This window comes from Thalassobaculum salexigens DSM 19539 (genome assembly GCF_000423805.1).
Classification (GTDB): Bacteria; Pseudomonadota; Alphaproteobacteria; order Thalassobaculales; family Thalassobaculaceae; genus Thalassobaculum; species Thalassobaculum litoreum.
Genome location: NZ_KE384095.1, coordinates 159,891 through 172,142 on the forward strand (window position 1 = coordinate 159,891; position 12,252 = coordinate 172,142).

The following is a 12,252-nucleotide window of genomic DNA, read 5'->3' on the forward strand; positions in this document are numbered from 1 at the left end:
CCGTAGGCGGCCTGCATGTGAAGATCGTTGCTCATGCCAGAGACGCTACGGAGACCCGAAGCGGCTGTCAAGCACGCGAAATATTATTACAATCGTATGCTAACCCTCTCTAATGGGTGAGCTTATCAAGCGCCTGGTTCAATTGACTCATCCGGTCGTGGTCGCCGAAGGCGCTGTCCGGATGGTAGATCATCGCCATGCGGCGCCAGCGACGCCGGATCGTGCCCGCGTCGGGCACTGCGGTCGGCGGGAAGCCTAGGGCGAACAGCGCCTCGCCGCGGGTCTGGACCCCGTTCGGCAGCACCGGCATGGCCAGGTCGGCGATCAGGCCGCGCAGGGTGGTGTTTTCTTCGGACATCTCGTCGCGCGCCCGCTCCACCGCCGCTTCCGCCTTGCGATCGGCCTCGGTGACCACCACGAGCTGGGACTCGCCCTTGGCCATCGACAGAGCCAGGGCCAGGGCCCGCCTCAGATCCGCATGGGCGTGACCGGCCGGCAGGCGCATCTGCAAACGCGGTTTCCGCTTCAGCACCCGGCCCCGCGACGCCCCGGACTGCAGGGCGATCCGCTCCCGGTCCCCGGGCGCCGGCTCCCCCGGGTCCACGGTCCGAGCCAAGACGTCGCGGGGGATCAGCAGGAGCACCGCCCGGGCAAGGTCCGAGGGGCTGGCCTGGCGCTGTTCGGCGAGCCGCAGGACCGCATCGCGAAAGGAGGAGGCGCAGGGCACGACGTATGCCGCCCCCGTCGCGCCGGAACCTTTTGATTTTCCTCGAATATTCTCGTCCGGCGCTGTCGTGTCGGCGGAAATCACGCTCGCTCCATATCGTAGGAACCGTTGAGAAACACACAGGATATTGAGGTGTCGGCCGGATCATATCCGTCGAGTCGGTGCCTCGCAACCAGGAACGGGGTTTCAATTCGATACTCCGTTTCGCATCCATATCAAATTGTAAACAATGGGTTAACCAACAGGGTTAACACGGCGGCTGAATGCATGGGGTCTGGACCTCCAACGCCGACTGCACCATGGTGTGGAAACCTCCGGAAACGCTAGAGAATTGGGAGATCCCAGGATGAACGGCGCCGCCGTCGAGACCTTAACCACCGAAACCACGGACGCAGATACCCTTTCGCTTGCGCGCGAGGCGGTCGATGCGGCCGAAACCGTGCTTGCGACCGCCCGCCGGCGGGTTTCGGACCTCGTGGTGGTAAACGGCCGGTTCGACGGCGCCAAAATGGAGGCGGAACAGACCGCGGTCCACGGCCTCGCCTGGCTGGCGACCACGGTGGAAGCCTTGAAACGGCTGGTTTCCTGGGCCGACGACCTCGCCGACCAGGGCCGTGCCGGCGAGACCGAGAGGCTGATCCTCGGGGTGGCCGCGGGTGAGTATCTAGGGCAGATCCGCGGCGGCATTCCGATGGCGCAGACCGAAATGCTCCGCCCTCACGACCTGGGACTCGAAGAGGAAGATCTGTCCCCGCTTACAAGCAGTTCCTGCCAGAAGTTGATGCGCTATGGTAACGGTCAGACCGCCCGCGTGGCCCTGGCCGCCCGCCTGGCGGAAGCGATGGAGGCCGGCGACCCGGATGCCTTTGGCCATCACGGGTTGGACGAGACTCTGGCCATGGTGCGCGAACAGTTCCGCCGTTTCGGCGCCGACCGGGTCGAGCCCCATGCCCATCAGTGGCATCTGGAGGACCGGCTGATCCCGATCGAGGTGGTCGAGGCCATGGCGGAGCTCGGCACCTTCGGCCTGACCGTGCCCGAGGAGTATGGCGGGCTCGGCATGGGCAAGGAGGCCATGGTGGTGGTCTCCGAGACGCTCAGCCGGGCCTATATCGGCGTCGGCTCGCTCGGCACCCGCTCGGAGATCGCCGCCGAATTGATCCGCCTGGGCGGCACCGAGGACCAGCGCGCCCACTGGCTGCCCCGGATCGCCTCGGGCGAGATCCTGCCCACGGCCGTGTTCACCGAACCCAACACGGGATCGGACCTCGCCCACCTGCGCACCCGCGCCGAGAAGGCCGGGGATGTGTGGAAGGTGAACGGCAACAAGACCTGGATCACCCACGCCGCGCGCACGGACCTGATGACGTTGCTGGTCCGCACCAACCCGGACGAGACCGGCTACCGCGGGTTGAGCATGCTGCTGGCCGAGAAGCCGCGCGGCACCGAGGAGGACCCGTTCCCCGCCGCCGGCATGAGCGGCGGCGAGATCGAGGTGCTCGGCTATCGCGGCATGAAGGAATACGAGATCGCCTTCGACGGTTTCGAGGTGCCGGTCGGTAGTCTGCTCGGCTCCGAGGAGGGGCAGGGCTTCAAGCAACTCATGGCGACCTTCGAGAGCGCGCGCATCCAGACCGCGGCCCGCGCCGTCGGCGTCGCCCAGGCGGCGATGGAACTGGGGCTTCGTTACGCCAACGAAAGAGTTCAGTTTTCCAAGAAACTTCAGGCCTTTCCCCGCGTTGCCAACAAACTCGCGCGCATGGCGGCGGAGATCGCGGCGGCCCGCGCCCTTACCTTGCACGCGGCCCGCGAGAAGGACAGCGACCGCCGTTGCGATATCGAAGCGGGGATGGCGAAGCTGTTGGCCGCCCGGGTCGCCTGGGCGTGCGCCGACGACGCCCTGCAGATCCATGGCGGCAACGGCTATGCGCTGGAGTATCCGATCAGCCGGGTGCTGTGCGACGCCCGCATCCTGAACATCTTCGAAGGGGCGGCGGAGATCCAGGCCGGCGTGATCGCCCGGGGGTTGTTAAACCCAGGGCGGAACTGAGAGCCCGAGACGACCCTCAGTCGCGTCCGGCACCGGTCAGTTTGCGCCGGAGCCAGCCGGAGGTGATGTCCATGGCGATGACCACCATCAGGGTAAGCACGATGATGTAGAGGGTGTTCTCCCAGTCCTTGCCGGTGCGCAACGTCTCGACCAGCTTCAGGCCGATGCCGCCCGCCCCCAGCGCCCCGATCACCGTCGCCGATCGGGTGTTGGATTCCAGATAATAGAGCGACTGGGAGATGAAGACCGGCAGGATCTGCGGAATCACCCCGAAGCGGTAGCGGGCAAGCGCCCCGGCACCCGTGGACTGCATGCCCTCGACCTGCTTGTTGTCGATGTTCTCGATCGCCTCGGAGAACAGCTTGCCCAGCGTGCCGGTGTCGGTCAGCGCGATCGCAAAGACGCCGGTAAGCGGGCCGAGGCCGAAGGCGCGGATGAAGATCAGCGACCAGATCAGCATGTCGACGCCGCGCACGAAGTCGAAGAAGCGGCGGATGACGAAGCGGCTGACCGGCTCGGGATTGACGTTGGCGGCCGCCATGAAAGCCAGGGGCAGGCCGACCGCGGCGGCGACCACGGTGCCCAGGAAGGCCATGATCACGGTTTCCAGCAGCGCCTTGAAGACGTCGCCGTGCTGCCAGCCCTCGTTGCCCCAGAACTCATCGACGATGAAGGCGGCGTTGGACATCTCCGGATCGATCCGCTCGTCGGACCAGGCCAGCGCCCACAGCTCGCCCGCCGAGAGGCCGTTCAACGGCGAGCGGAAGTCGAACCAGAAATCCTCCCAACCCCAGAAATAACGGAACACCAGGATCCGTCCGGAGGTCACCTGGGCGCGCTGGAACAGGCTGAGCTTGACGTCGACCTTCTTCGGGTTGAGCTCGATCCAGGACGGCACGTCGCCCTCCCAGCTCAGGGTGTCGCCGGCGGTGACCGTGAACGGCGCGCTCATCCCCGGCCCGGTGACGGTCAGGCGCTCGCCCTCGATGACGAAGGAGTATCCGCCGCCCATGTCGATATCGACCCGGCCCTCGTTGCCGCTGGCGCCGGTGACGCCGACCCAGTCGGGCAGCGACGCCTCGTCGTATGTGGCGGTGCGTTCGCCCTCCACGGCGACCTCGAACCGGTCGCGGCGCAGGTTCTTCTCCACGTGAACCTTGTAGGCGACGCTGTCGAGACCGAGCAGGACGCCCCGGTCGAGCCGGGACTTGGCGATCAGCTCGGGAACGCCGAAGGCGAAGAAGGCGTATGCGAGATAGACCACAACCAGGACCAGCAACCCGACCGGCCAGAGAAACTGGCGCCGGTGCGTCCGCAGGACGTCGCCATAGGTGCTCTCGAGACGGCCGGCCTCATCGGCGGTGATGGCGCTCATGGCGGCCTCCTCAGCGCGCGCCGACGAACATGCCGCCGACCAGGCGCCGGCGCACATGGCCGGAGATCTGGTCGATCACCATGATCGTCAGGAACAGCAGGACGAAGAGCGCGGCGATGTCGGCGCCGTTGGCCCAGCTGATCGCCTTGCGCAGCTCGGAGCCGATGCCGCCGGCGCCGACGAAGCCGAGGATCGCCGAGGCCCGGATGTTGATCTCGAAGCGCAGCAGCATGTAGCTGGTGTAATTCGGCAGCACCTGCGGCAGCACCGCCCAGCGCATGCGCTGGGTCCAGCTCGCCCCGGCGGCGGTCATGCCCTCCAGCGGACCGCGGTCGATGTTCTCGTTGACCTCGGAGAACAGCTTGCCGAGCGCGCCGGCGGTGTGGAAGGCGACGGCGATGATCGCCGGGACCGGCGAGGACCCCAGCATGAAGATCAGGAACAGGGCGAGGATCAGCTCGGGAAAGGCGCGGGTGATGTCCATGATCCGGCGTGCCACCGGGATGATCGGCGGCCAGACCTGCAGGTCCCGCGTCGCCGCGAAGGACAGGAACACGGCGAATACCGTCCCGAAGATGGTCGCCACGGCGGCCATGTTGATGGTCTCGATCAGGGCCGGGAGATAGATCCACAGCCGCTCGAACCACCCGGTGCCGGCCTCGGCGGTCTCGGACACGATGTTGCCCGGGTAGTCGAAGAACTTCTCCAGGCCCTGGACGAAGCCTCCGGAGTTCATCTCCTCGGCGCCGATGAAGCCCAGCACGACCAGGATGGCGAAGATCGCCGCCCCGAGGCCGGTATACAGACGCCGCCGCCGCTCCAGGGAGGAGGCGTGGGCCTGCAGCTGATCGACGGTGGTCATGGCCATGGACGGGCTCGCGCGGAGGGGGAGGCGGAATACGGAACGCCGCGCGATCCAGAGAGGACCGCGCGGCGCCGGAATGGGGCAGGATTACTTGCCGATCTTCGACTTGCGGGCGGCGACGATCACTTCGTATTCCGCGTGGGTGATCGGGGCCATGCCCTTCACTTCACCCGCCATGACGCCATAGGCGCACTCGGGGTCCATGGACTCCAGGCTGGCCATCAGGCCGGTCATCAGCAGTTTGACCTTCTCCGGCAGCGCCTTGCGCAGCACGATCGGGCCTTCCGGGATGACCTTCGAACGCCAGATCTCGACCAGCTGGGTCATGTCGACCAGGCCGGCATCCGCCGCCTTGCGCAGGGCGCCGGAATTGTAGCCCTCTTCCCAGGCGCCGATGCCGTCGGCCCAGGTCACGCCGGCGTCGATGTCGCCGTTGGCGACCGCGACGATGGTCTGCTCATGGCCGCCGGTGAAGACGACATCGCCGAAATACTCGCCCGGGGTCATCGGGAAGCCGGCCGCCGGGATCTCGATCGACGGGATCAGGTAGCCCGAGGTGGAGTTCGGGTCGCCGAAGCCGAACTTCTTGTCCTTCAGGTCCTCAAGGCTGGTGATGCCGCTGTCGGCGCGGGCGAAGCCGATCGAGTGGTAGCCGTAGGAGCCGTCCACGTTGATCTTCACCAGAACCGGCTCGACGGCCTCGGGATCCTCAAGATAAACGGCGGCGTAGCCGGACGCGCCGAGCCAGGCCATGTCCAGGTTGCCACCCAGCAGACCCTCGATCACGCCATTGTAGTCGGCCGGGGCGAACAGCTTGGTTTCCACGCCGAGCAGCTTCTCGGTGCGCTCGCGCAGGCACTCGTTGGACCGCAGGCGGTCGGAGGCGTTCTCGCCGCCCAGCAGGCCGATGCGGAATTCCTTGATGCCCAGATCGGCCGCGGAGACCGGCGCGGTGCCGGCGAACGCGACCAGGGCAGTGACGGCAGCGGCCGCCGCAGTGCGCAGAAAGGTCATTGGTCTTCCCCTCGCTCAGAAATGAGCCGTTTGGTGTTGGCGTCGCCGGGTCTGGCTGACCGGTACGGTCGGCGGCGTCACCCCCCGGCGGAGGCGACGGCGCTTCCGACCGCCCGCAGACGCGGGCCGTCGGAATCCTGGGAGCCCGTGTCGTCCGGGCGGTCGTTGATGGTTGTGGAGGTCGCGGCCTCGTCGAACTCGGCGCCGGCGCCGTAGATCTCGCGCGCCGCGTCGGTGGTCAGTTCGGCCGCGGTACCGTCGAACACCACCTTTCCGCCGCGCATCCCGACGATGCGGTCGCAATAGGTCCGCGCCGTGTCCAGGGTGTGCAGGTTGCAGACGACGGTCATGCCCTCCTGGCGGTTGATGTCGCGCAGGGCGTCCATCACCAGCTTGGCGTTCATCGGGTCGAGCGAGGCGATCGGCTCGTCGGCCAGGATGATCTTAGGGTTCTGCATCAGCGCCCGGGCGATCGCCACGCGCTGCTGCTGGCCGCCGGACAGGGTCCCGGCCTGCTGCAGCGCGGTCTCGACGATGCCGAGCCGCTCCAGCGCCAGCAGCGCCTCGTGGCGCTCGGCATCGGTGAACAGCTTGAAGACGCTTTTGACGATCCCCATCGAATTGGCGCGGCCGAGCATGACGTTGGTGAGCACGTCGAGGCGCGGGATGAGGTTGAACTGCTGGAAGATCATGGCGCAGTCGGCGCGCCAGTCGAGCAGGGCCTTGCCCTTGAGGTGGCTGATGTCGCGCGGGCCGAAGCGGATCGAGCCCGCGCTGGGATCGATCATCCTGTTGGTGAGCCGCAGCAGCGTCGACTTGCCGGCACCCGACCGGCCGATGATGCCGAGCATGGTGCCCGCGTCGACCGAAACATTGACGTTGTCAACGGCGGCGTTGGCGCCGAAGCGCTTGGTAACGTTCTGATAAATCAGCATGAGGGGCGAGCGGGCCTTCGAGCGTTGCGATGAGCGTTCGTGCGGTCCGTCCGACCAACCCGCCAGCCCCACCGCGCCAAGTCGCCAGCGCGCCGGGCGGTGCCGGTCGGGCGCTGCGACTTCCCAGCATGGCCGGCGCCGACGATCGGCTCCGTCGGAAGCCCATATAGCCCGCGGTCGATGACGCTTTGTTTGCAGTCGCGTTGCGATTTGGAGACTCAACGGGAACCGGAAGCCTGCCCGCGGCGTACTCCCTGCGTGATCTTCCTTGAAACTCGGACCCTTGCGGGGCTATCAGGGCGCCGACGTCAATACTGAAAGACCACGCCCGTGCCGGAGACATCCACCGCGCCGGCCGAGACCCCGCATACCGCGCCCGCGAGCGATCCGCTCCTGTCGGTGGTCGTCCCGGTCCTGAACGAGGAGGCCAATGTGGGTCCGCTGATCGCCGAGATCCGCGGCGCCCTCGACTCTGTGTGTGCGTATGAGATCGTGTTCGTCGACGATGGGTCGACCGACTCGACCGGCGCGAAACTGGCGGAACTGCGGGGTGACGTGAAGGAACTTCGGGTACTGACCCATTCCAGGCGTTCGGGACAGAGTGCCGGCCTGCGCAGCGGCATCACCGCCGCGCGCGGCCGTCTCGTCGCGACCCTGGACGGCGACGGCCAGAACGATCCGGCGGACATCCCGGCCCTGCTCAAGGCCTGGCAGGACGACCAGGGGGCCACGCCGCTGATGGTGACCGGCCACCGGGTGAACCGGCGCGACACCTGGGCCAAGCGCCGGGCTTCGCGCGTCGCCAACGCCCTGCGCCGCGCCATGCTGGGGGACGACAACCCGGATACCGGCTGTTCGCTCAAGCTGTTCGAGCGCGCGCTGTTCCTGCGGTTTCCCTATTTCGATCACATGCACCGCTTCATGCCGGCCCTGGCGAAACGCGAAGGCGCGCGGGTGACCGTCGTGCCGGTCAACCACCGCGCCCGGCATGCCGGGACATCGAAGTACCGGATCTTCGACCGGCTGGCCGTGGGCATCCCCGATCTGTTGGGCATGGTCTGGCTCATGCAGCGCGCGCCCGCCGACGTTGCGGTACGCGAGTCGGACGACAGCGCCACGGTCAGCGACGGAGCGACCCATGCTTGACACCCTCGCCGACAAGCTCATCGGCGCCTTCACCGGCATGTCGACGGAAGAGATCGTGATGGTCTGCGTCGGTTTCGGCGGTCAGGCCATGTTCACGATGCGGTTCCTGATCCAGTGGCTGAAGAGCGAGATCAGCCGCAAGAGCGTCATCCCCATCGCCTTCTGGTATTTCTCGCTCGCCGGCGGTGCTACACTGTTCGTCTACGCTCTGTGGCGCCAGGATCCGGTCTTCATCCTGGGCCAGGGAACCGGCCTTTTCATCTACGCCCGAAATCTCTGGCTTATCCACCGGGAACGCCGCGAGACCGAAGCCGCCGCCCGGGAATCCGCCAGAGAAGCAGTGCAATAATGGCCCCACGCATCGTCTCGTTGCTGCCGAGTGCGACCGAAGTCGTCACCGCCCTGGGTATGGGCGAGCACCTGGTGGGGCGCAGTCACGAATGTGACTACCCCGCCGAGGTGGTCGATGTTCCGGTGATGACCCGGCCGCGGATCAATCCGGCCAAGCCGTCGCGGGGTCTGCACCGTCAGGTCTCCAAGCTGATCACCAAGGCGCTGTCGGTGTTCGAGGTCGATGCCGACGCGCTGAAGGCGGCCAAGCCCGACATCATCCTGACCCAGCACCAGTGCACGGCCTGCGCGGTTTCCGAGGCCGACCTGAACGCGGCGCTGGCGACCTGGACCGGCAGCCAGCCCGTCGTGGTCTCCGTCGCCCCGGAGACCCTGGATCAGGTCTGGCGCAGTTTCGGCACGATGGCCGACGCCTTCGATCTGCGCTGGGCCGGCAACGAGCTGGCGGAGCGGGCGCGCGAGCGGGTCGAGATCATCGCCATGCGCGGCGCCGCGCTGGATCCGAAGCCGACCATCGCCTGCGTCGAATGGATCGATCCGCCGATGATCGCCGGCAACTGGGTGCCGGAGCTGGTGACCGCCGCCGGCGGCGTGCCGGTCATGGCGAAGAAGGGCCAGCACTCCGAATTCACCACCCTGTCCAAGCTCGCCAAGTCGGACCCGGACGCGATGATCTTCATGCCCTGCGGCTTCGACCTCGCCCGCACCATGGAGGAGGCTGCCCCCTTCATCGCCCGCCCGACCATCGCGGCGATGCGGGCGGTGCGGCAGAAGAAGCTCTGGGCGGTCGACGGCAACGCCTATTTCAACCGACCCGGCCCGCGGCTGGTCACCTCGCTTGAGATCCTGGCCGAGATCCTGAATCCCGGCGCCTTCAACTTCTCCCGCGAGGGCACCGCCTGGGCCACGGTCGCCGGATCGTCGTAACCGACCGCCAGGACCGCACAGGGATGGCACCGCGCCGGTACCGTGGCGGAACCTATCGTGACGGAACCGTCGCCGGATTGCCTTCATTTCGCCCTCTGGCTATGGTCGCCTCACGGTCCGAAATCACCTGACCGTGAGGAACTTTCCATGCGCCTTCCCTTAGCCGCCCTGCTCGCCGCCTCGCTTCTCCTCGCCGCCCCCGTGCAGGCCGAGGAAGCCGGCCCGATCACCCGCCAGGGTGTCGCCGACGACGAGGTCGTGATGATGCTGGAGGTCGAGGACTGGGTCGAGACGACCACCGCCACCGTGCGCATCTCCGCCGATCTGGCCGTCGAGGCCGGGACCTTCGGCGCCGCCCGCGACGAACTGGTCTCCACCCTTCAGGGCTTCGGCATCGACACCACCTGGCGGATCGTCCAGTTCAGCAAGCAGGCCGACGATGCCGGGTTCGAGCGGTGGAGCGTGACGGCCGAGGCCCGGCTGCCGGAAGCCGCCCTGTCGGATCTCTCGGCCAAGGCCAAGGGTGCCACCAAGCCGGGCCGTTCGCTGACCGTCGCCTCGATCGACTACTCGCCGACCATGGCGGAACGCGAGGCCGTCACCGACAGCCTGCGCACGCGTGTCTATGAGCGGGTCGGCAAGGAGATCGCCGCCCTGAACGCGGCCTTCGCCGATCGCAGCTTCCGGGTGCGCATGATCGATTTCACCCAGTCCTACCGCCCGGTGCCCATGGCCAAGGCGGAGATGCAGATGATGCGCTCCGACATGCCCCAGTCCGCCTCGGGCGGCGGCAGCGGTCTGGCCGGCGCCGAGAAGGCGAGCATCACCGCGCGGGTCCACCTGGCCGCCACCGCGCCGGCCGCTCAATAAGCCCGCCACTGGCGACGGGCACAGCTAAACGGGGGAATTCGCGATGTCCGACAAGGTCCTGATCGTCACCGGAGGCTCGCGCGGCATCGGCGCCGCGACCTGCCGCCTTGCCGCGGCCCAGGGCTGGGACGTCGCGATCAACTACACCGCCAACGCGACCGCCGCCGAGGCGGTCGCCAAACAGGTGACGGATGCCGGCCGGCGGGCGATCACCGTCAAGGGCGACATGGCCAGCGAGGCCGACATCCTGGCCCTGTTCGAGACGGCGGAGAAGGAACTGGGCCCGGTTGGCGGCGTCGTCGCCAATGCCGGCATCACCGGCAAGATCACCCGGGTCGAGGACATGAGCACCGCGGCCATGCAGGAGGTGATCAACCTCAACGTCATCGGCCTGATGATCACCAACCGCGAGGCGGTCCGCCGCATGTCGACCAAGCGCGGCGGCAAGGGCGGCCCGATCGTCAACACCTCCTCCATCGCGCCGCGTGTCGGCTCACCGAACGAGTTCGTGCATTACGCCGCCTCCAAGGGCGCGGTCGATGCCTGGACCCTCGGCCTCGCCCGCGAGGTCGCCAGCGAAGGCATCCGAGTGAACGCCGTGGCCCCGGGCATGATCGACACCGACATCCACGCCACCGCCGGTGCGCCCGACCGGGCTTCGCGTCTCGGCGCCCTGGTGCCGATCGGCCGGGCCGGCACCGCCGAGGAGGTCGCCGAGGCCATCGTCTGGCTGCTGTCGGACCACGCCGCCTATTGTGTCGGAACCGTCCTGGAAGTGAATGGTGGCCGCTGACGGTGCGCAGAAGCTGGTCGTCGACTGCTCCGCAGTTCCCGACGGCCGGCCCCTGGAGCGATATGCCGCGCTGCTGAAGGCCGGTGCGATCACCGCGGATCCGGATCAGGAGGAGGCCGCCAGGCGACTTGACGCGCTTGCCGAAACGGTTACCGGCTGGCGCGCGAAGTCGCCGAAGGGCGGCGGACTGGTCCGCCGCTTCCTGGGCGGCTGGGATTCCGGCAAGGCGGAGGTACCGCGCGGCGTCTACCTCTACGGTCCGGTCGGGCGGGGCAAGTCCATGCTGATGGACCTGTTCTTCGACGCCGCCGAGGTGGCGCACAAGCGGCGCGTCCATTTCCACGAGTTCATGCAGGAGGCGCACAGCCTCATCCACCACATCCGCCAGCGCGGCATCGGCGGCGAGATGCCCTTCGCCCGCGCCGCCCAGGAGATCGCGCGCGACGCGCATCTGCTGTGCTTCGACGAGATGGAGGTGCGCGACATCGCCGACGCGATGATTCTCTCGCGGCTGTTCACCGCCCTGTTCGAGCGCGGCGTGATCGTCGTCGCCACCTCGAACCGGCATCCGGACGAACTCTATAAGAACGGGCTGCAGCGCGAGCGCTTCCTGCCCTTCATCGAACTGGTGAAGGCGCGGCTCGACATCGTCGATCTCGGCGAGGGCACCGACTACCGCCTCGACCGGCTTGTGGGCGAGAAGGTCTACGTGACCCCCGCGGATGCCGCGGCCGAAAAGACCCTCGACCACCTGTTCGCCGAGATGACGGGCGGCGCCGTCCCCGAGCCGGATGTGGTGATCGTCCATGGCCGGGAAATGCCGGTCGAGCGCGCCGCCAAGGGCGTCGCCCGGTTCCAGTTCGAGGATCTGTGCGCCAAGCCGCTCGGTCCGGCCGATTTTTTGGCCCTGGCGAAGAAGTATCGCGCAATCGTGATCGACGGCATCCCGACCATGAGCGACGCCATCCGCGATCAGGCGCGCCGCTTCATGATGCTGATCGACGCGCTCTATGAACGGCACACCACCCTGGTCTGTTCGGCGGCGGACGAGCCGGAGGCGCTCTACGCCGGCTCCGACTGGGGGTTTGAGTTCGATAGGACGATCTCGCGCCTTATGGAAATGCGGTCCGAAGACTACGTCTCAAAACCCCATCGTCCATAAGGGCTCCGCCCGAGGCGCGATTTAATACTTCGCACCA

Annotated in this window: 12 protein-coding genes; 7 read left to right on the forward strand and 5 right to left on the reverse strand. The window is 67.4% G+C overall.

Features of this window, described 5'->3' with window-relative positions:
- Window positions 1-109: 109 nt before the first annotated feature.
- Complete coding sequence (locus G578_RS27535; protein WP_038015612.1) at window positions 110-727, reverse strand: J domain-containing protein; 618 nt, start codon at window positions 725-727, stop codon at window positions 110-112.
- Between the two features lie 346 nt (window positions 728-1,073).
- Here G578_RS27535 and G578_RS0121150 point away from each other — a divergent pair, with 346 nt between their 5' ends.
- Complete coding sequence (locus G578_RS0121150) at window positions 1,074-2,777, forward strand: acyl-CoA dehydrogenase family protein (protein ID WP_028795930.1); 1,704 nt, start codon at window positions 1,074-1,076, stop codon at window positions 2,775-2,777.
- A 16-nt stretch (window positions 2,778-2,793) separates the two neighbouring features.
- Here the strand turns inward: G578_RS0121150 and phnE (G578_RS0121155) are convergent, their stop codons facing one another.
- The 4 genes from phnE (G578_RS0121155) to phnC all read right to left on the reverse strand — a co-directional run bounded on the left by phnE (G578_RS0121155) (window position 2,794) and on the right by phnC (window position 6,966).
- Complete coding sequence (gene phnE, locus G578_RS0121155) at window positions 2,794-4,152, reverse strand: phosphonate ABC transporter, permease protein PhnE (RefSeq protein WP_028795931.1); 1,359 nt, start codon at window positions 4,150-4,152, stop codon at window positions 2,794-2,796.
- A gap of 10 nt (window positions 4,153-4,162) precedes the next feature.
- Window positions 4,163-5,020 carry a phosphonate ABC transporter, permease protein PhnE gene (gene phnE, locus G578_RS0121160; protein WP_169400897.1) on the reverse strand — a complete coding sequence of 286 codons (858 nt, stop codon included), beginning with the start codon at window positions 5,018-5,020 and terminating at the stop codon, window positions 4,163-4,165.
- A gap of 84 nt (window positions 5,021-5,104) precedes the next feature.
- Window positions 5,105-6,031 (reverse strand): phosphonate ABC transporter substrate-binding protein, encoded by a 927-nt coding sequence (gene phnD / locus G578_RS0121165; protein WP_028795933.1) that lies wholly within the window; start codon window positions 6,029-6,031, stop codon window positions 5,105-5,107.
- Window positions 6,032-6,108: 77 nt separating this feature from the next.
- Window positions 6,109-6,966, reverse strand: a complete 858-nt coding sequence (gene phnC, locus G578_RS0121170; protein ID WP_028795934.1) for a phosphonate ABC transporter ATP-binding protein — start codon at window positions 6,964-6,966, stop codon at window positions 6,109-6,111.
- A gap of 330 nt (window positions 6,967-7,296) precedes the next feature.
- Here phnC and G578_RS27540 point away from each other — a divergent pair, with 330 nt between their 5' ends.
- The 6 genes from G578_RS27540 (at window position 7,297) to zapE (ending at window position 12,215) form a co-directional block, all read left to right on the forward strand.
- Window positions 7,297-8,112, forward strand: a complete 816-nt coding sequence (locus G578_RS27540; protein WP_084619097.1) for a glycosyltransferase family 2 protein — start codon at window positions 7,297-7,299, stop codon at window positions 8,110-8,112.
- A complete protein-coding gene (locus G578_RS27545; protein WP_211228987.1) occupies window positions 8,105-8,461 on the forward strand; it encodes a lipid-A-disaccharide synthase N-terminal domain-containing protein in 357 nt (118 codons plus the stop codon). The genes G578_RS27540 and G578_RS27545 overlap by 8 nt, the downstream gene beginning before the upstream one ends.
- Window positions 8,461-9,390, forward strand: coding sequence for an ABC transporter substrate-binding protein (locus G578_RS27550; RefSeq protein ID WP_038015616.1), 930 nt, complete (start codon window positions 8,461-8,463; stop codon window positions 9,388-9,390). The genes G578_RS27545 and G578_RS27550 overlap by 1 nt, the downstream gene beginning before the upstream one ends.
- Window positions 9,391-9,537: 147 nt before the next feature.
- Window positions 9,538-10,260 (forward strand): hypothetical protein, encoded by a 723-nt coding sequence (locus G578_RS0121190; protein WP_028795935.1) that lies wholly within the window; start codon window positions 9,538-9,540, stop codon window positions 10,258-10,260.
- 43 nt (window positions 10,261-10,303) lie between these two features.
- A complete protein-coding gene (locus G578_RS0121195; protein WP_028795936.1) occupies window positions 10,304-11,053 on the forward strand; it encodes an SDR family oxidoreductase in 750 nt (249 codons plus the stop codon).
- On the forward strand, window positions 11,043-12,215 hold the full coding sequence (gene zapE / locus G578_RS0121200; RefSeq protein ID WP_245565667.1) for a cell division protein ZapE: 1,173 nt from the start codon (window positions 11,043-11,045) through the stop codon (window positions 12,213-12,215). The genes G578_RS0121195 and zapE overlap by 11 nt, the downstream gene beginning before the upstream one ends.
- The last annotated feature ends 37 nt before the right edge of the window (window positions 12,216-12,252 follow it).

What these genes read in the sequence shown, in the direction of transcription:
- G578_RS0121150 (WP_028795930.1), top strand. Translation starts at nt 1,074, where the DNA reads ATGAACGGCGCCGCCGTCGAGACCTTAACCACCGAAACCACGGACGCA.
- phnE (WP_028795931.1), bottom strand. Translation starts at nt 4,152, where the DNA reads ATGAGCGCCATCACCGCCGATGAGGCCGGCCGTCTCGAGAGCACCTAT.
- phnE (WP_169400897.1), bottom strand. Translation starts at nt 5,020, where the DNA reads ATGGCCATGACCACCGTCGATCAGCTGCAGGCCCACGCCTCCTCCCTG.
- phnD (WP_028795933.1), bottom strand. Translation starts at nt 6,031, where the DNA reads ATGACCTTTCTGCGCACTGCGGCGGCCGCTGCCGTCACTGCCCTGGTC.
- phnC (WP_028795934.1), bottom strand. Translation starts at nt 6,966, where the DNA reads ATGCTGATTTATCAGAACGTTACCAAGCGCTTCGGCGCCAACGCCGCC.
- G578_RS27545 (WP_211228987.1), top strand. Translation starts at nt 8,105, where the DNA reads ATGCTTGACACCCTCGCCGACAAGCTCATCGGCGCCTTCACCGGCATG.
- G578_RS27550 (WP_038015616.1), top strand. Translation starts at nt 8,461, where the DNA reads ATGGCCCCACGCATCGTCTCGTTGCTGCCGAGTGCGACCGAAGTCGTC.
- G578_RS0121190 (WP_028795935.1), top strand. Translation starts at nt 9,538, where the DNA reads ATGCGCCTTCCCTTAGCCGCCCTGCTCGCCGCCTCGCTTCTCCTCGCC.
- G578_RS0121195 (WP_028795936.1), top strand. Translation starts at nt 10,304, where the DNA reads ATGTCCGACAAGGTCCTGATCGTCACCGGAGGCTCGCGCGGCATCGGC.